This is a genomic window from Oceanobacillus longus, assembly GCF_042650085.1.
Classification (GTDB): Bacteria; Bacillota; Bacilli; order Bacillales; family Amphibacillaceae; genus Oceanobacillus; species Oceanobacillus longus.
Genome location: NZ_JBHSAO010000011.1, coordinates 432,801 through 450,078 on the forward strand (window position 1 = coordinate 432,801; position 17,278 = coordinate 450,078).

The 17,278-nt window shown below is 37.7% G+C and carries 16 protein-coding genes; 12 read left to right on the plus strand and 4 right to left on the minus strand.

Annotated features, from left to right (window positions below; genetic code table 11):
- Positions 1 to 77: 77 nt before the first annotated feature.
- The 6 genes from ACFOUV_RS15930 (at position 78) to ACFOUV_RS15955 (ending at position 6,991) form a co-directional block, all read left to right on the plus strand.
- Positions 78 to 1,766 (plus strand): glycerol-3-phosphate dehydrogenase/oxidase, encoded by a 1,689-nt coding sequence (locus ACFOUV_RS15930; RefSeq protein ID WP_379497773.1) that lies wholly within the window; start codon positions 78 to 80, stop codon positions 1,764 to 1,766.
- 138 nt (positions 1,767 to 1,904) lie between these two features.
- Complete coding sequence (locus tag ACFOUV_RS15935; protein ID WP_379497774.1) at positions 1,905 to 3,332, plus strand: NAD-dependent succinate-semialdehyde dehydrogenase; 1,428 nt, start codon at positions 1,905 to 1,907, stop codon at positions 3,330 to 3,332.
- A gap of 200 nt (positions 3,333 to 3,532) precedes the next feature.
- The gene (locus ACFOUV_RS15940) at positions 3,533 to 4,219 is read left to right on the plus strand and encodes a CoA transferase subunit A (protein ID WP_379497775.1); all 687 of its coding nucleotides are present in this window, start codon (positions 3,533 to 3,535) and stop codon (positions 4,217 to 4,219) included.
- On the plus strand, positions 4,203 to 4,868 hold the full coding sequence (locus tag ACFOUV_RS15945) for a 3-oxoacid CoA-transferase subunit B (RefSeq protein WP_379497776.1): 666 nt from the start codon (positions 4,203 to 4,205) through the stop codon (positions 4,866 to 4,868). Before ACFOUV_RS15940 ends, ACFOUV_RS15945 begins: the two co-directional genes overlap by 17 nt.
- 25 nt (positions 4,869 to 4,893) lie before the next feature.
- Positions 4,894 to 6,081 (plus strand): thiolase family protein, encoded by a 1,188-nt coding sequence (locus ACFOUV_RS15950; RefSeq protein WP_379497777.1) that lies wholly within the window; start codon positions 4,894 to 4,896, stop codon positions 6,079 to 6,081.
- 130 nt (positions 6,082 to 6,211) lie between these two features.
- On the plus strand, positions 6,212 to 6,991 hold the full coding sequence (locus ACFOUV_RS15955; protein WP_379497778.1) for an IclR family transcriptional regulator: 780 nt from the start codon (positions 6,212 to 6,214) through the stop codon (positions 6,989 to 6,991).
- Positions 6,992 to 7,156: 165 nt separating this feature from the next.
- On the opposite strand, the gene ACFOUV_RS15960 is transcribed toward ACFOUV_RS15955, so the two are convergent.
- The 4 genes from ACFOUV_RS15960 to ACFOUV_RS15975 form a co-directional block, all read right to left on the minus strand.
- The gene (locus ACFOUV_RS15960; RefSeq protein ID WP_379497779.1) at positions 7,157 to 8,548 is read right to left on the minus strand and encodes an NAD-dependent succinate-semialdehyde dehydrogenase; all 1,392 of its coding nucleotides are present in this window, start codon (positions 8,546 to 8,548) and stop codon (positions 7,157 to 7,159) included.
- Positions 8,549 to 8,718: 170 nt separating this feature from the next.
- The gene (locus ACFOUV_RS15965; protein WP_379497780.1) at positions 8,719 to 9,918 is read right to left on the minus strand and encodes an acyl-CoA dehydrogenase family protein; all 1,200 of its coding nucleotides are present in this window, start codon (positions 9,916 to 9,918) and stop codon (positions 8,719 to 8,721) included.
- Between the two features lie 85 nt (positions 9,919 to 10,003).
- The gene (locus ACFOUV_RS15970; protein ID WP_379497781.1) at positions 10,004 to 11,158 is read right to left on the minus strand and encodes a CaiB/BaiF CoA transferase family protein; all 1,155 of its coding nucleotides are present in this window, start codon (positions 11,156 to 11,158) and stop codon (positions 10,004 to 10,006) included.
- 249 nt (positions 11,159 to 11,407) lie between these two features.
- A complete protein-coding gene (locus tag ACFOUV_RS15975) occupies positions 11,408 to 11,719 on the minus strand; it encodes a DUF3870 domain-containing protein (RefSeq protein WP_379497782.1) in 312 nt (103 codons plus the stop codon).
- Between the two features lie 282 nt (positions 11,720 to 12,001).
- On the opposite strand from ACFOUV_RS15975, the gene ACFOUV_RS15980 reads away from it, so the two are divergent.
- The 6 genes from ACFOUV_RS15980 (at position 12,002) to ACFOUV_RS16005 (ending at position 17,187) form a co-directional block, all read left to right on the plus strand.
- On the plus strand, positions 12,002 to 12,136 hold the full coding sequence (locus ACFOUV_RS15980; RefSeq protein WP_379497783.1) for a hypothetical protein: 135 nt from the start codon (positions 12,002 to 12,004) through the stop codon (positions 12,134 to 12,136).
- 153 nt (positions 12,137 to 12,289) lie between these two features.
- Entirely contained in the window at positions 12,290 to 12,625 is a 336-nt protein-coding gene (locus ACFOUV_RS15985; RefSeq protein ID WP_379497784.1) for a GlcG/HbpS family heme-binding protein, read from the plus strand.
- 348 nt (positions 12,626 to 12,973) lie between these two features.
- Positions 12,974 to 14,902 (plus strand): fructose-1,6-bisphosphatase, encoded by a 1,929-nt coding sequence (locus ACFOUV_RS15990; RefSeq protein ID WP_379497785.1) that lies wholly within the window; start codon positions 12,974 to 12,976, stop codon positions 14,900 to 14,902.
- Between the two features lie 113 nt (positions 14,903 to 15,015).
- Positions 15,016 to 15,183, plus strand: a complete 168-nt coding sequence (locus ACFOUV_RS15995; RefSeq protein ID WP_379497786.1) for a hypothetical protein — start codon at positions 15,016 to 15,018, stop codon at positions 15,181 to 15,183.
- A 46-nt stretch (positions 15,184 to 15,229) separates the two neighbouring features.
- Complete coding sequence (galU, locus tag ACFOUV_RS16000; RefSeq protein WP_379497787.1) at positions 15,230 to 16,117, plus strand: UTP--glucose-1-phosphate uridylyltransferase GalU; 888 nt, start codon at positions 15,230 to 15,232, stop codon at positions 16,115 to 16,117.
- A gap of 89 nt (positions 16,118 to 16,206) precedes the next feature.
- Complete coding sequence (locus ACFOUV_RS16005; protein WP_379497811.1) at positions 16,207 to 17,187, plus strand: Gfo/Idh/MocA family protein; 981 nt, start codon at positions 16,207 to 16,209, stop codon at positions 17,185 to 17,187.
- Positions 17,188 to 17,278 lie beyond the last annotated feature (91 nt).

Sequence of the window (17,278 nt, forward strand, 5' to 3'; positions counted from 1 at the left end):
GATGCTGCCTTTTCCATAACCAGTACATAATATTATCTGATACACATTCTTTTGTAATTAAAAAGGAGCGAGTACATATGTTTTCAAGTTTAAATCGACAAGACGTAAAAACGAAGACGCAAAATGAACATCTCGATTTAATTGTCATTGGTGGAGGAATTACTGGTGCTGGAATTACACTTGATGCTGTTAACAGGGGTATGAAGGTTGCTCAATTAGAAATGCAGGATTTTGCTGCAGGGACATCTAGTCGTTCAACTAAACTTATCCATGGAGGACTTCGTTATTTAAAACAATTCGAATTTGGAGTGGTTGCCGAGACGGGTAAGGAAAGAGCCATTGTGTATGAAAATGGCCCTCACGTGACAACACCAGAATGGATGATGCTTCCTTTCTACAAAGGAGGAACTTTTGGACCTACGATGACAAATATCGGATTAAGAGTTTATGACTTTCTTGCTGGTGTGAAAAAAAGTGAAAGAAGAAAGATGTTCAAACCAGAAGAGGCGTTGACACGGGAACCATTATTGAATGCAAAAGACCTTAAAGGGGCTGGGTACTATGTCGAATATAAAACAGATGATGCCCGTTTAACGATTGAAGTAATAAAAAGAGCAGTGGAAAAAGGAGCGCTCTCCTTAAACTATATGAAAGTAACAAACTTAGTCTATGAAAACAATAAGGTGATTGGTGTTGAAGTAGAGGATCAGCTGGATGGATCTACCCAACAATATTTCGCAAAAAAAATAGTAAACGCTGCTGGTCCATGGGTGGATACATTACGTGAGATAGATCATTCAAAGAAAGGTAAGCATCTAAGATTAACAAAAGGCATTCATCTTGTGTTTGATGGGGGACGTTTCCCTCTAAAACAAGCAATTTATTTCGATACTCCAGATGGAAGAATGGCATTTGCCATTCCACGTGAAGGAAAAACTTATGTCGGTACAACAGATAATGTTTATACCGGAGAAATCGCTAATCCTAAAATCACGGTAGCTGACAGAGACTATGTATTAAATGCTATTGATTATATGTTTCCCGAAGTTAATATAAAGCCAGAAGATGTGGAATCAAGTTGGGCTGGTTTGCGACCGCTAATTCATGAGGAGGGCAAGGACCCTTCAGAAATTTCCCGGAAGGATGAGATCTTTGTTTCGGACTCTGGCTTTATTTCGATTGCTGGCGGTAAGTTAACAGGTTACCGTAAAATGGCAGAAAGTATTGTAGATTTAGTTGGGAAACAATTAGAAACAGAAGAAAACCTAAAATTTCCCCATGTACAAACAAAGGAACTACACATCTCTGGTGGAAATGTAGGTGGGGCTGCGGGATTTAAAGACTATATCAACCAAAAGGTGGCTGTAGGAATAGAGCAGGGCTTAAAGGAAGATACAGCTAAAAAACTCGCAGAAAGATATGGTTCAAATATTGAAATCATATTTGATATCTATCAACGAGAAAAATCTACAGCTGAAGCTGAAAATATCGATCCAGTTGTACTAGCTGTCCTCCGTTATGCGATTGATTATGAATTAGCCTATAAGCCAGTGGACTTTTTTATTAGGCGCACAGGAGCATTATTCTTTAATATTGCCTGGATTCATGAGCATGAAAGCGATGTGATTAATTATATGTCGAAGCTGTTTGGTTGGTCGAACGTACAAAAACAAGTATATACAGAAGAATTAGAACAAGCATTGTATAATGCAGTACATCCAGTTAAAAAAGATAAAAAATCCATGAGTGAAACTATGGTTTCATAATTGGTATAAGTAAAAAAAATTCTCTCTTAAAAACATAGGAAGAGGATTAAATAAAATCTTTTGAAAGAAACTTGTAAAATAAAATTTTATATTTTTTAATACTAAGATAGTATTTCTGAAGGAGGAATCAATACGTTTATGTATATTAATGGGAAATGGATAGAATCAGATCAGTCTTTGGAAATTTTCAACCCAGCGAATGGAGAATTGGTTGATACCGTATCAATGGTCGGAAAAGAAGAGACAAAGCAAGCAATTCAAGCAGCAGAGAAAGCCTTTCCAAAATGGGCTGCATTAACAGCGGAAGAGCGCAGCGAATATTTAATGAAAGTCGTAGAAAAAATGAATGAGCGCAAAGAAGAGCTTACCCAACTCATTACAAAAGAGATGGGGAAAAGCATTCATAATGCGCGTTACGAAGTGAATAGCTCGATTAATTTCTTTAAATGGTATGCAGAAGAAGGTAAACGAGTATATGGTGAAATTGTTCCACCAGTTGCAACGAATAAAAGGCAAACCGTGATTAAACAACCAATAGGTGTCGTCGGAGCAATTACTCCTTGGAACTTTCCGTTACAAATGAGTGCTCGAAAATTAGGTCCCGCACTTGCAGTAGGGTGTACAGTTATTTTGCGTCCATCTCGTGAAGCACCATTATCGTCTCTGAAGCTATTTGAAATCTTTGATGAAGTCGGTTTTCCAGATGGTGTAGTAAATCTTGTTATTGGCGGTTCATCTGATATCGTTGGAGAATTAATGGATAGCGACATCGTACGTAAACTTTCCTTTACCGGATCCACCGAAGTTGGTAAAACGTTAATCCGTCAGTCAGCAGATACCGTAAAACGTGTATCAATGGAGTTAGGTGGGCATGCTCCTTTTATTGTCTTTGACGATGCAGATCTTGACTTAGCAGTTGAAGGAGCAACATTAAGCAAATATGCTTCTGCGGGTCAGCAATGTGTCTGTGCAAACCGGATTTATGTGCATGATTCTATTTATGAAGAATTTGCTGTGAAGTTTAGAGAGCGAGTGTCCTCTCTTAAAGTTGGAGATGGCATGGATGAAAATAATAGAGTCGGCGCAATGGTAAATAAGCATGCAGTTGATAAATGTGCGGAACAGGTCTCCGATGCGATTGAAAAGGGTGCTACCGTTCTTCAAGGTGGAAAAGTGTTAGATGAAGGAGATTATGCAAATGGGTATTTCTATGCCCCAACTATTCTTACAGATGTGACAGATGATATGAAAATAACTTTTGAAGAAACGTTTGGTCCTGTTGCTCCACTAATTCGCTTCCACACGGAAGATGAAGTAATTGAAAAAGCAAATGATATTGAATATGGTCTTGCTTCCTACTTCTATACAAATGATCTATCCCGTGCTCACAGAGTGTCTGAAAAGCTGGAGTATGGCATGGTTGGTGTAAACGATCATGCGCCATTTTCTGTCCAAGTACCATTTGGCGGTGTGAAAGAGAGCGGAATTGGAAGAGAAGGCGGTAAATATGGTCTCGAAGATTATTTAGAGACAAAATTAGTTTCATTTGGGATTCGTAAGAGCTAATCTAGATTTCTGAAAAGATAAGACGTTTCCGTTTGGCTTTGAATGAAAAATCCAGAAATATACAAACTGAACCATTATCCTGATTTTAGCTGGTCTTTATGGATATATTGCTTTAATACTTAGAGCTATTTTTTTTTAACAAAATATAAAAATGGAATTATAATTCTTATATACGGAATATATGTTTTTTGGGAGGTATCATGGTTAAACAAATTGAAAGCGGCAACGTATTAGATTTAATTAACAATGCTGACACGTTGCTTGTTGGCGGATTCGGTTTGTCAGGGACACCACTTACCATACTGGATGAAATTGCAATGTCTGACAAAAAAGATTTAACTGTCGTTAGTAATAACCTAGGGGAGCCAGGTAGGGGGTTAGGTAAATTGCTTTTGTCAGGTCGATTGAAGAAAGCTGTAGGCTCATTTTTTACAACGAATCCTGACTCCATAAAGGAATGGAGTAAAGGTAAACTTGAAATTGAATTAATTCCACAGGGCACACTCGCAGAAGCTATTCGTGCAGGCGGTGCAGGTATCGGCGGGTTCTACACAAAAACCGGAGTTGGGACGGAAATAGCTGAAGGAAAAGAAGAGAAGGTCATTGATGACGAGCGATATATCTTGGAAAAGGCAATAAAAGGTGATGTTTCTATTATAAAGGCAATGAAGGCAGACACATTAGGAAACCTCGTCTATGATCATACAGCAATGAATTTTAATCCATTAATGGCTACAGCTGGTAAAGTCGTCATTGCAGAAGTAGATGAAATTGTGGAATGTGGGGAAATTGCCCCTTTTGATGTAGCAACTCCTCATTTATATGTAGACTATCTACTAATAAGCAAATATAAAAAAGTGGGGGGTGTGTATGTTGAGCCAGTCTAAAAAAGTGATTATCGCAAAACGAATTGCAGAAGAGCTCGAGGAAGGATCGATTGTCAACCTTGGTGTTGGTATACCTACAAAAATCCCAGATTATTTGGATGGTAAAAACGTACATTTACACTCGGAAAACGGGCTAATTGGTATCGGACCCAAACCGTCTAAAGAGAATTTAAATATGGATTTGATTAGTGCGAGTAAAAATCCGATTACGATGGAAAAGGGCGCAGCAATTTTTGATAGTGCATCTTCTTTTGCAATGATTCGCGGGGGACATATCGATGTAGCAGTTCTCGGTATCCTTCAAGTGGACAAATTCGGTGAAATTTCCAACTGGTCGATCCCTGGGGAGCCGATTCTAGGGGTAGGTGGAGCGATTGATCTTATTGCTGGTGCAAACAAAATTTATCTTGCATCTATACACCAATCGAAATATGGAGAACCAAAACTGATCGAAAAACTCACCTATCCGAGTAGTGGGGTAAGAAGAGCAGACAAGCTCTTTACAGAGCATGCGGTATTCCGATTTACTGAAGAAGGTCCAGAGTTAATAGAAATCATATCAGATATTAGTCTGGAGGAATTGTTCGAAATTACCGGAACAGATTTTACTGTCAATTTACCGGAAAGGCATCGAACACAAATTAATTAAATTTATTTATATGGGAGAGAGTAGAATGAATGAATCATATATTATTGGTTCTGTTCGTACAGCAATAGGCAAGATGGGGGGATCTTTAAAAAACGTTACCCCGGATTACCTTGCAGAAAAAGTAATTCGGGAAGTACTGAAAAGATACGGTAAAGGGGCAGAAGTGGATGAAGTAATTATGGGTCAGGCCAAACAAAGCCAGGACCAGTCCAATGTTGCACGGCTAGCGGCACTTAGGGCAGATTTGCCGATAACCGTTACCGGATATACTGTTCATCGTCAATGCGGATCAGGTTTGCAGGCCATCCATAATGCAGATATGCAAATTAAACTTGGTTTATCTGACGTAGTTATCGCAGGCGGAACGGAAAGCATGAGTACAGCTCCTTTTTATTTAAGAAATGCTAGGTATGGATATAACGCAGGGAATGGTGTACTGGTCGATCCGAATACGGAAAGTCAGCCAGGCTCACAACCAAGGAATGTATATGGTGATCTGACAATGGGACTAACAGCAGAAAACCTTGCGGAAAAATACAATATTTCCCGTGAAGCACAGGATGAGTTTGCTCATCGCAGTCAAGTGCTGGTAACTCGCGCCATAAAAGAAAGAAAGTTTGCAGAGGAAATTGTACCATATGAAGTAATAGAGCGGAAAAATTCATTGTTTTTTGATACGGATGAACATCCAAGGCTTACATCTCGAGATAAATTAGCAACCCTTCCAGCGGTATTTAAAGAGGGGGGGACAGTGACACCGGGTAATTCGAGCGGTAGAAATGATGGTGCATCTGCAGTATTAATGATGAATAAGGACAAGGCTGATTATTACGGATTAAAGCCTCAAGCAAGAATTATCGCACAGGCAGTAAGCGGTGTTTCACCTGAAATAATGGGAATCGGTCCGGTTGATTCTACAAGAAAGGCCTTAAAACAAGCTGGACTAAAGCTAGATGATATCGGGATTATTGAATTAAATGAAGCTTTTGCAGCACAATCACTTGCAGTCATACGTGAAGCTGGCATGGATATGGATAAGGTCAATGTGAATGGTGGGGCGATTGCACTAGGTCATCCAATTGGAGCTACAGGAGCAATCATAACAACGAAATTACTCCATGAAATGCAAAGAAGTGGCGTGAAATATGGACTTGTTACACTTTGTATTGGTGGTGGACAGGGAATTTCATCCATAATTGAATATCTTCATTAAAACGTGGTTTGTAATTGTTTTATATAATTTTGGGGATATTTAGCAGAAGTTAAAGTCAGAAACCTGTTTGCCGTATTATGAATAGACATATTAATAGTGTTATCATGTTTTTTAAAAGGGGGTGGATGTATTGAGTCAAAGCTTACTAAAGGCGATTAAATTATTGGATTGTTTTAAAGATAAACATGAGTTATCTTTATTGGACTTAGCAGAAGTATCTGAAATGCCAAAAACAACGATTTTTCGGTTAGTTGCTTCATTAGAGGAAACTGGTCTTATCGTAAAAACAAAATACTCCAGCCATGATGTGAAATATAAGTTGGGAATGAAGCTTTTAGAGTTTGGAAAGCTGGTCAGCGAACAAATGGAATACCGTAAAATAGCACTTCCCTATATGAACAATATCAATGAAAAATTAAATGAATCTGTACACTTGGCAGTGGTGGAAGGAGATGAAGCAGTATATGTGGAAAAAATGGACAGTAACCGGCCAATTCGATTAGTCATCAAGGTTGGTGCCCGTGCCCCGTTATATGCTGGTTCAGCTTCAAAATTACTGCTAGCTCATCTTGATAAAAAGAAACGTGAAGAGTACTTAAAAAGACTAAAGTTAGAAAAAATAGCCGAAAATACGATTGAAGATATGGAACGGCTGCAAAATCAATTAAAGGAAATAAGAGAAAAAGGTTATGCATTTAGTCAGCAAGAAATATATAAGGAGACAATGGGTTTTTCTTGTCCGATTAGAGATTATTCCGGTGAAACAATTGCTGCCTTGGGAGTAAGTATTCCGGTAACAGATTATAAAGAAGAAAAAGCAAAACAAATCCTTGAGGAAATTATAAGAGCGACAAATCAAATATCTATTGAACTTGGATACACAGCAGGTCAGGAAAAAGGGCAAGGTTAATAAATAGTTACTACGAAGTGGTGTAACATCCTATAACATATTACGGAGCTTATCAATAGTGGTAAGCTCCGTTTCTATTTATAATTTTAATTGAATAACTGTCACGTGTTTTTGAAACTATTAAGGAATGGCAATTATTTTCGCTATTACAAGAGGTGTGTATTTTTATAAATTACCAATTGATAAATATTTCGTTTCTAAATACGGTTCAATTCCTTCTTGTCCGCCTTCGCGTCCGAGGCCGCTTTCCTTCATACCGCCAAACGGTGCATGGGCTGCTGATGTACTGCCGTCATTCCAACCGATAATACCAAAGTCTAGATTATCATGTAAGTATGTTCCAGTCTGATAGTTATTGGTAAAAAAATAAGCTGCCAATCCATATGGAGTAGCGTTGGCAATTTCGACAGCTTCTTCAATACTTTTAAAGCTTGTGATTGGGGCAACTGGTCCGAATGTTTCTTCATGCATAATGTCCATTTCAGTAGTAACATTTTTTAATACAGTAGGATGGACAAAGAAATACCCTTGTTCTTTATCTGCATCGTAAGTATTGCCAACAAGGACTTCGGCACCTTTTTCAACCGCATTATTTATTTGAGAAACAATTTTGTTATAACCTTTTTCGTTTATAATTGGTCCAATATCTGTTTCCATTTCCATCCCATTTCCGACCTTTAACTTTTTAGCTTCAGCAACAAACTTTTCTGTGAATGAACCTACAATAGTTTCATGTACAAGAATTCGATTCGCGCATACGCATGTTTGCCCAGCATTTCTGAATTTTGTTGCGATGGTTTGCTTCACTGCAAAATCAAGATCTGCATCTTCTGCTATGATGAGTGGGGCATGACCACCAAGTTCCATCGAGATGTGTTTAACTGTGCTCGCACTATCCCTTATCAATGTTTTACCGACAGGAGTTGACCCAGTGAAAGTAATTTTTCGAACATAGTCACTATCTGTGAATAGCTTACCCACGTTCTTTCCAGAACCATTGACGCACTGGATAACGTGTTCTGGTATCCCTGCTTCATGTGCTAGCTCAATAAATTTTATTGTTGTCAATGGTGTTTCTACTGCAGGTTTAACAATAAATGTGCAACCAGCTGCTAATGCTGGAGCAGCTTTTCTTGCCATCATCGCACCTGGGAAATTCCATGGAGTAATGGCGGCGACAAGACCGACCGGTTGTTGTGTGACAATAATTCGTTTCGATTCCGTATGAGATGGAATTGTTCTACCGTATACACGTTTTCCCTCCTCTGCATACCAATCCAGATAGCTGGCAGAGTAATCAATCTCACCTAATGATTCTTTAATCGGTTTCCCATTTTCTAACGTCATGATATGGGCTATTTCTTCTTTATTTTCCTTTAATTTTTGTGACCAGGCATGAATTAATTTTGAACGATCATGAGCATTCATTTTGGACCATGATTTAAAACTTTCATGTCCATTCTTCAATGCTTGCTTAATTTCATCCTCAGAGTTTACCTTAACCTCTTGGATTAATTCCCCTGTTGCGGGGTTTTGCACTTTGATTATATTAGGCATTTGTAACCACTCCTCTTCAATTTGTTGAGATTATAGTATTAACAATGTAATAGTTAAGTTATTTTATATAGTAATACTTTCTCAAAATAAGATAGTCTAACCTATCAAATAGTAAATACTTCTCGGAAAGGTTAGACAGATATTAATCATTTGTTTACAAATTTACTAAATTAACTCTTTGCTCCCTTCCAGGCCGGAAGCATTTTATTTAATAGCTTATCTTCCCGGTATTCGAGTACGTATTCAGCCTGCATAACGGTATGAATCTCTCTAGTTCCTTCATAAATAACAGGAGCCTTTGAGTTTCGTAGATAGCGTTCTACTGGATACTCATCAGAATATCCGTAGGCTCCATGGATCTGTAAGGCATCATCTGCAGCTTTATTTGCAAAGTCACATGCTTGCCATTTTGCGAGAGATGTTTCTCGTGTATTTCTTTTCCCTTGGTTCTTTAATTCGCCAGCACGATAGACTAGCAAACGACTCATTTCATATCCGGCTTCCATTTTGGCAATCATTTGTTGAACAAGTTGATGTCTTCCGATTTCTTTACCAAATGTCTCCCTTTCATGACAGTATTTCACACTGGCTACTATGCAGGCCATAATTTGACCGACAGCACCAGCTGCAACAGTGAAACGGCCATTATCCAAAGCTGACATCGCAATTTTAAAACCTTCTCCTTCTTTACCCAGTAGATTTTCTTTTGGAACTTTTACATTTTCAAAAAATAACTCACCTGTATTTCCAGAACGAATTCCATGTTTCCCTTTTATAGCATTTGAAGAGAATCCATCCCAGGAACGTTCCACGATAAAAGCAGATATTCCTTTATGTTTTTCAGATTTATCACCTGTGTATGCAAAAACGATGAAATTATCGGCAATATCACAAAGGGAAATCCATGTCTTCTGGCCGTTTAAAATATAATTTTCACCATCTTTGACAGCTGTGGATTGTAATGATGCTACATCAGAACCCGCACCTGGTTCTGTGAGTCCGAATGCACCGATTTTATCTCCTGTCGCCTGCGGGGTAAGGTATTTCTGCTTTTGCTCTTCTGTTCCCCATTGTAAAAGAGTCATGCTGTTTAAACCAGTATGAACCGACACAGCTGTACGAAATGCTGTATCACCTCGCTCTAGTTCTTCGCAGACAATAGCAAGTGCATTATAGTCCATTCCACTACCACCATATTCTTCTGGAATACATACTCCCATTAGTCCAAGTTTAGCAAGTTTCTGCATGATGGTTGGGTCAAACTTACCTTCACGGTCCCAATCCGCAATATACGGCATGATATTCTTATCCGTAAAACTTCTCACTGTTTCACGTAGCATTTTTTGTTCATCATTAAATTCAAAATTCATATGATCATCTCCTGATTATTTTAGTTACTACTGTATATTAATTTAAAGCATTATTCATAAAGGCTTGAAGATAAATTAAATTTTTTTAATTATTTGCTGGTTTAAATTTTGCTTGTATTTCAACATTGTGCTCACCAATATCCGGTGGGTGAAGTTTATACTTAACAGGAGTTCTTGATAGTTTTATTGGACTGCCTACTACTTTCACCATCCCTGCAGTTGGATGTTCATAATCAATAAACATCTCTCTTTCCTGCAACTGTGGATCTACACTTACTTCGGCAATATTTTGTATAGCTCCACAAGGGATGTTATTTGATTGGCATTTTTTAACCCAATATTCAGTAGGCTTTGTTATAAATCTCTCCTGTAAAAGTGAAATAAGTATATTTCTGTGTTTCACCCTCTTAGCATTCGTAAAAAACCTGCTATCCTTACTTAATGAGGATTTATCTAGAATCGTACATAACTTGTTGAATTGATTATCATTCCCAACAGCTATAACTATTTCTCCATCTTTGGTATTAAATGTCTGATATGGAACAATATTGGCGTGACTATTCCCAAGTGCAGACGGTACTTTTCCCGATATCAGATAGTTACTGCCTACGTTGACAAGTGCGCTCACAGCAGAATCATAAAGTGAAATATCAAGCTTTTGTCCTTTGCCAGATTCTGTTCGCTCAAGCAATGCCGATTGGATACCAATGCACGCATATAAACCGGTTAAAATATCTGTAATGGCAACACCCATTTTCTGAGGACCAGACTCTTCTGTGCCGGTAATACTCATAAGACCACTCATCGCTTGAATAATAAAATCATATCCTGGCAAGTCTTTATATGGACCTGTTTCGCCAAAACCAGTTATGGAACAGTAGACTATTGAAGAATTGATTTGTGCTACAGTTTCATAATCGAGACCGAAACGTTCCATTGTACCAACTTTGAAATTATTAATAATCACATCGGATTCAGTAACTAGATTTTTAATGATTGAAATTCCTTCTTCAGTTTTTAAATCTACTGTTATGCTTTTTTTATTCCGGTTAGCACAGAGATAATAGGCACTGGTACCATTCTGGAAGGGTGGGCCCCACTCACGTGTTTCATCACTCCCACCTGGAGCTTCTACTTTAATCACCTCTGCATCAAGATCACCAAGAATCATCGTGCAATACGGACCTGCGAGCACACGGGTAAGATCAAGAACTTTAATTCCATTTAATGCGCCAGTCATTTGATTTCTCCTCTCAAATTAATAAAAAAAGCCAGCTCAAATTATCGCAGGTTATCTGCAAATCAATTTGAACTGGCTTTTATTTGTTGGTACATACCTGGGTGAGGTATGTGAACAAGCTAGGCAGTTAATATTAATATTTTACAAGAGTATTAATTAATTTATATTATATATTATTCTGAATAATATATCAATGTTTTTTAAGAAAAAAAGAGCTACAAGAAGAAATCAAATCTAAATAACTTGAAATTAGTTTATCTTGTGAATTTCATACTGCTTATGCAAATCCTTTAATGCTGAAGCAAGTGCATTACTAGCTTTTCCTAAATAGTGTTTTGTAATGTCTTCAGTAGGCTTTTCAATTCCATCCTCTAAGCTATATCCCCTTAGTAATTGTTGAATAAAGTCCCTACCGTGAGCCGTAGCAAGTGTACAATTAGCAGTAATAATAACTCCGTATTTCTTATCGATTTCGGCGGTGATAGTTAAAGTTTCATAGAGATTCCGTGCTGCCATACCAGATGGCAACCTTGCGTGTCCAGCTATAAATACGGTGTTCAATTTTCATCCATTCCTTTCAAGATAACTTCTGATAGATAGTTGTGTATTTATATGAAATTTTTATAGAGTTTAATCACAGAAATACCTTGGGAGTTACTATAGAGTAATTATTCTTATTTAATATATTATAAACTTTTTATTAAAATAATTGAAGAATAAACTATTGTTAAGTTGCAAGGTTTAATAATGAAATTTTAGCACATATATTAAACAATTGACGTCCGTTTATAAAATGTTAATATAAAATTGGAATAAGTCAAATAATTATTGAAGAAGGCTTTTGTGGTAAAAGTTGCAGATAAAGTGGTAATTGTTACAGGTGCAGGTTCTGGGATTGGTGAGATAGTGGCTAGAAAATTTGCCGATTTTGACACCGGAATATTTATCAAAGTTGATGGTGGAGGGGGGGTGAAATAAGAAATTATCCACTTTTTAATACTCATGGTGCATTACGATCATTTTGAAAGAATATAAATGAGGAAGAATTGAAAACATGAGCAAAATGAATCTTGAACTAGCGAAACAACTTATTGAAGGTGCCGAGAAAAAACAACTGATCTTGGAATATCCATGGTTATATCCGTTGTAGATGAAGGTGGAAATTTAATCGCAGTACATCGCATGGATGAGGCATGGTTAGCTAGCGTTGACATCGCGCAGAATAAAGCTTGGACTTCTGTAGCGTTAAAAATGCTAACAGCAAACTTAGCTGAGGCTACCGTTCCTCACGCTGAACTATATGGTTTAAATACAACAAACAATGGGCGATTAGTTCTCTTCGGAGGAGGTATCCCATTAGTAGAAAATGATAAAGTCATCGGTGCTGTAGGTGCAAGTGGAAGTGGTGTAGAAGATGATATTCAAGTAGCACAGGCAGCAGTAGATGTTTTTGAGAATGTGAAATAGATATAATTTCTTAACTGAAAGGTAATTGTGGGAAACGAAGCGGTTTCCAATAATAATATAATAACGTCGAGCCACTATGCAGGTGCAAAAGTGGCTCCATTTGTTTTTAAACTTCTTTATAAATTCCTGAAAATAAGAAAAACGAATATACTACCCTGCAACTTGCATTTCTTCTTAAGAAAATCGAGAGAAGCACGGGTACGGTTCTTTTGCTTCCTGTTCCGCAAAAAAACGGAAGCAGGAGAACCGTCCCCGTGCTTCCAGCTATACATTTCTGCTAGTCTTTTTGGTATAGTGGTTACAATAGACTTTTTATTTACATAAAAAATGAAAAGGGGATGGGTGATTTTGAAGGAGAAGTACTTAGATTTATTGGCACAAAAATATGATACGGAAGAAAAAGTAGTTACGGAAATTATTAATCTGGAGGCCATCCTTGATTTGCCCAAAGGAACAGAGCATTTTGTTAGTGACTTACACGGGGAGTACCAAGCTTTTCAACATGTGTTAAGAAATGGTTCAGGCAAAGTAAAGGAGAAAATTCGTGACATTTTTAAGCAGGAATTATCGGAAGAACAAATTAATGAATTCGCTGCATTAGTGTATTATCCGGAAGAAAAGCTACAATTAATTCGGGACGGATTTAACAATAAACAGGAACTAAACGAATGGTATGAAAATATGATTGATCGGATGATTCAGCTTATTTCCTATGCATCATCCAAATATACACGGACCAAATTACGTAAAGCATTACCGAAGCAATTTGTATATATTATCGAAGAGCTATTATATAAGAATAATGAATTCACAAACAAAAAGCATTACTATTCGACGATTGTCCAAAAGGTAATTTCCCTTGGGCAGGCAGATAAACTCATTATCGGGCTTTCTTATACGACGCAGCAATTGGTTGTTGATCACCTTCATGTAGTAGGGGATATTTACGATCGGGGACCAGAACCAGATAAAATTATGGAAGCGCTTATTAATTACCATTCTGTTGATATTCAGTGGGGAAATCATGATGTGTTGTGGATTGGTGCCTACTCGGGATCAAAGGTTTGTCTAGCTAATATTATTCGTATTTGTGCCCGTTATGACAATTTGGATATTATTGAAGATGTGTATGGTATCAATCTCAGACCATTACTGAATCTTGCGGAGAAATATTATGGGGACAATCCCGCATTCAGACCAAAGCGACCATCTGACAGGCTATCCGAACAGGAAGTCCTGCAAATCACCAAAATACATCAAGCGATTGCGATGATTCAATTTAAACTTGAAATGCCAATCATCAAGCGACGTCCTTCCTTTAATATGTCAAACAGACTTTTACTTGAAAAGGTGGATTATGGTAAAAGCGAAATAATGATTCAAGGAAAAAAATATAAATTAGATAATACCTGCTTTGCAACGGTTAACCCAGAACAACCCGATCAATTGCTAGAGGAAGAGAAGCAAGTGATGAACAAACTATTATTTTCTGTCCAACATTCCGAAAAGCTAGCAAGACATATGGACTTTTTGATTAAAAAGGGTACGCTCTATTTAAGATATAATGGAAATCTATTAATACATGGCTGTGTACCAGTGGATGAAAAAGGAAAAATGGAAAAGATGGTTATTGATAATAAAACCTATGCAGGGCGAGAATTATTTGATATTTTCGAAAGTTATTTACGTCAAGCGTTCAGAAACCCGGAAGAAACAGATGATCTTGCGACAGATATGGTCTGGTATTTATGGACGGGTGAATACTCCTCGCTCTTTGGGAAAAGGGAAATGACAACATTTGAAAGGTATTTTATTAAAGATAAAGAGACACATAAAGAGGGAAAAAATCCATATTATTATTTACGTGAAAAAGAGGAAATTTGCCGTGCAATTTTAGAAGAGTTTGATCTTGATCCGGATCAGGGCCGTATCATCAATGGTCATACACCAGTGAAAGAGATTGATGGTGAGAATCCGGTCAAAGCAAATGGGAAAATGATTGTCATTGATGGTGGCTTTTCGAAGGCTTATCAATCCACAACTGGAATCGCTGGGTATACTTTATTATATAACTCGTTCGGAATGCAATTGGTTGCCCATCAGCATTTTAGTTCAAAGGAAGATGTTTTACGAAATGGAAATGATGTATTGTCGGTCAAACGATTAGTAGATGAAGAGTTAGAGAGAAAAAAAGTCTTAGAAACGAATATGGGAGAAAAGTTATTACAAGAGATTAATATGTTGAATGGCTTGATGAGATATCGATATATGAAATGAAGGGAATTACGCTGAAACGTAATTTTTATATATAATTATTTTATTATTGTAAAGTGACAGTCTTCGACAAAAGTTGACTGTCTTTTGTGCTATTGTACAATAGAATGAAATAGATGAAGAGAATTAAGGGCGGGAAATTGATGAGTGAAAAAGAAAAACTGCAAACAATGTTGAAAAGAGTGATTGAAGAAACAGAGAACAACCAAATGCAATCAGCCAAAGAAGTCATACAATCTTTAATTAGTGAAATAACCATTAATACGAGTCCACAGGGGAAGTAAACTTAAGGAGTAGTACACGCTATTGTAGTTTACTGGAGGTGTTTCCATGCAGAAGATTAGAAAGGCTATTATCCCAGCTGCAGGTTTAGGAACACGATTCCTACCTGCAACAAAAGCAATGCCGAAAGAAATGCTGCCAATCGTCGATAGACCCACGATCGAGTACATCGTGGAAGAGGCGATCGCATCAGGGATAGAAGATATCATTATTGTCACGGGTAAAGGAAAACGAGCGATTGAAGATCATTTTGATATTAATTTTGAATTGGAAGAGAATTTAGCGCGAAAAGAAAAGTTTGAATTACTAGATAAAATTAGACCGTCCTCAGAAGTAGAAATCCACTACATACGCCAGAAAGAACCTCTGGGCCTTGGACATGCGGTATGGTGTGCAAGGAAATTTATCGGCAATGAACCCTTTGCAGTATTATTAGGTGATGACATCGTCCAAGCAGAAAAGCCTTGTCTCAAACAATTAATCGAACAATATGATGAAACACATTCATCTGTAATTGGTGTACAACAAGTTCCTGAATCAGAAACCAATCGTTATGGAATTATCGATCCCAAAATGAATGAGGGCAGTCGTTACCAAGTTAGCGGCTTTGTTGAAAAACCAGAGCAAGGCACCGCTCCTTCTAATCTAGCAATCATTGGTCGTTACATTTTGACGCCTGAGATTTTTCAGTTTCTTGATAAACAAGAAATGGGTTTAGGTGGGGAAATCCAGCTAACGGATGCGATTCATCAGTTAAATGAGATTCAGAATGTATATGCATATGCCTTTAATGGCAAAAGATATGATGTTGGAGACAAGCTAGGATTTATTCGAACAACGATCGAGTTTTCATTACAGAATGAAGAGATTGGGGAAGAAGTGGAACGTTACCTGAGAGAGTTGTTAGGTGAGAAGAAAGGTTTGTTGAGCGATTGAGCTAGTGAAGGGTAATGGAAGAATCTGTGGTAAAATACCATCTTACGCTAGGGAACACAAATGGTTGTATGTGAGAGGGAAATAAAATGATGAAATTTGAAAACGTACGTTGGGGAATTATTGGGTGTGGGGATGTAACAGAAGTGAAAAGTGGGCCAGCATTTCAAAAAAGCAAAAATTCAGAGCTGGTTGCTGTTATGCGTAGAAATGGCCAACTCGCTCGGGAATATGCAGAAAGACATGGTGTGCCAAAATGGTACGATGATGCCGATGCATTAATTAATGATGCAGATGTAGATGCTGTCTATATTGCAACACCGCCAAGTTCGCATAAAGAATATACAATTAAAGTGGCGAAAGCAGGAAAACCCATTTATGTAGAAAAACCGATGGCGCTCCATACAGAGGAATGTAATGAAATGATTGCTGCGAGTAAAGAAGCAGGGGTTCCTCTATATGTTGCATACTATCGCCGAGCATTGCCTCGATTTAAGAAGATTAAAGAGCTATTGGATAACGATGCAATCGGGAATGTTTGCTTTGTATCAACGACACAGTATCAAAAAGCATTGGAAAACGTTAAGGATTCATGGAGAGTTCAACCGGAAATATCCGGCGGAGGGCTGTTTGTTGATGTGGGTAGTCATACGTTAGATATCTTAGACTTTCTACTTGGACCGATTAAGGAAGTGGAAGGTTTTACGTCCAACCAAGCGGGTAATTATCAAGCAGAAGATATTGTAACGGGTGCCTATTTATTTGAATCTGGAATCCATGGTATGGGAAATTGGTGTTTTACTGCTTATGACAATGTTGATAGAAATGAAATTATTGGAAGTAAAGGAAAGATAACTTTCTCCACATTTGGAAATGAGCCAGTTGTTTTAACTACTATGGATGGAACAAATGAATTCGCCTTTGACATGCCAAAGCATGTGCATCAACCTCTTGTAGAAACGATTGTGGCTGAATTGACAGGTAAAAGTGATGAGTGCCCAAGTATAGGAGTTTCCGGTGGGAGGACGAATTTGGTTATGGGACAGTTTTTGGGTGATGTGGTTGAAGAGTAGGGGATGGAAGTGACTAAGAGAGCTGTTTTTTTGGACGAATAATTTTAGGCGTGACGAACAAATCTATGATTATAAAAGGGCTATCCATAGA

Bases quoted from the DNA above. Each gene is read 5' to 3' on its own strand.
- ACFOUV_RS15960 (WP_379497779.1), bottom strand. From the start codon at position 8,548: ATGCCTAATATAATCAAAGTGCAAAACCCCGCAACAGGGGAATTAATC.
- ACFOUV_RS15985 (WP_379497784.1), top strand. From the start codon at position 12,290: ATGGTTATATCCGTTGTAGATGAAGGTGGAAATTTAATCGCAGTACAT.
- ACFOUV_RS15945 (WP_379497776.1), top strand. From the start codon at position 4,203: ATGTTGAGCCAGTCTAAAAAAGTGATTATCGCAAAACGAATTGCAGAA.
- ACFOUV_RS15995 (WP_379497786.1), top strand. From the start codon at position 15,016: ATGAAGAGAATTAAGGGCGGGAAATTGATGAGTGAAAAAGAAAAACTG.
- ACFOUV_RS15940 (WP_379497775.1), top strand. From the start codon at position 3,533: ATGGTTAAACAAATTGAAAGCGGCAACGTATTAGATTTAATTAACAAT.
- ACFOUV_RS15970 (WP_379497781.1), bottom strand. From the start codon at position 11,158: ATGACTGGCGCATTAAATGGAATTAAAGTTCTTGATCTTACCCGTGTG.
- ACFOUV_RS15950 (WP_379497777.1), top strand. From the start codon at position 4,894: ATGAATGAATCATATATTATTGGTTCTGTTCGTACAGCAATAGGCAAG.
- ACFOUV_RS15935 (WP_379497774.1), top strand. From the start codon at position 1,905: ATGTATATTAATGGGAAATGGATAGAATCAGATCAGTCTTTGGAAATT.
- ACFOUV_RS15965 (WP_379497780.1), bottom strand. From the start codon at position 9,918: ATGAATTTTGAATTTAATGATGAACAAAAAATGCTACGTGAAACAGTG.
- ACFOUV_RS15930 (WP_379497773.1), top strand. From the start codon at position 78: ATGTTTTCAAGTTTAAATCGACAAGACGTAAAAACGAAGACGCAAAAT.
- galU (WP_379497787.1), top strand. From the start codon at position 15,230: ATGCAGAAGATTAGAAAGGCTATTATCCCAGCTGCAGGTTTAGGAACA.
- ACFOUV_RS16005 (WP_379497811.1), top strand. From the start codon at position 16,207: ATGAAATTTGAAAACGTACGTTGGGGAATTATTGGGTGTGGGGATGTA.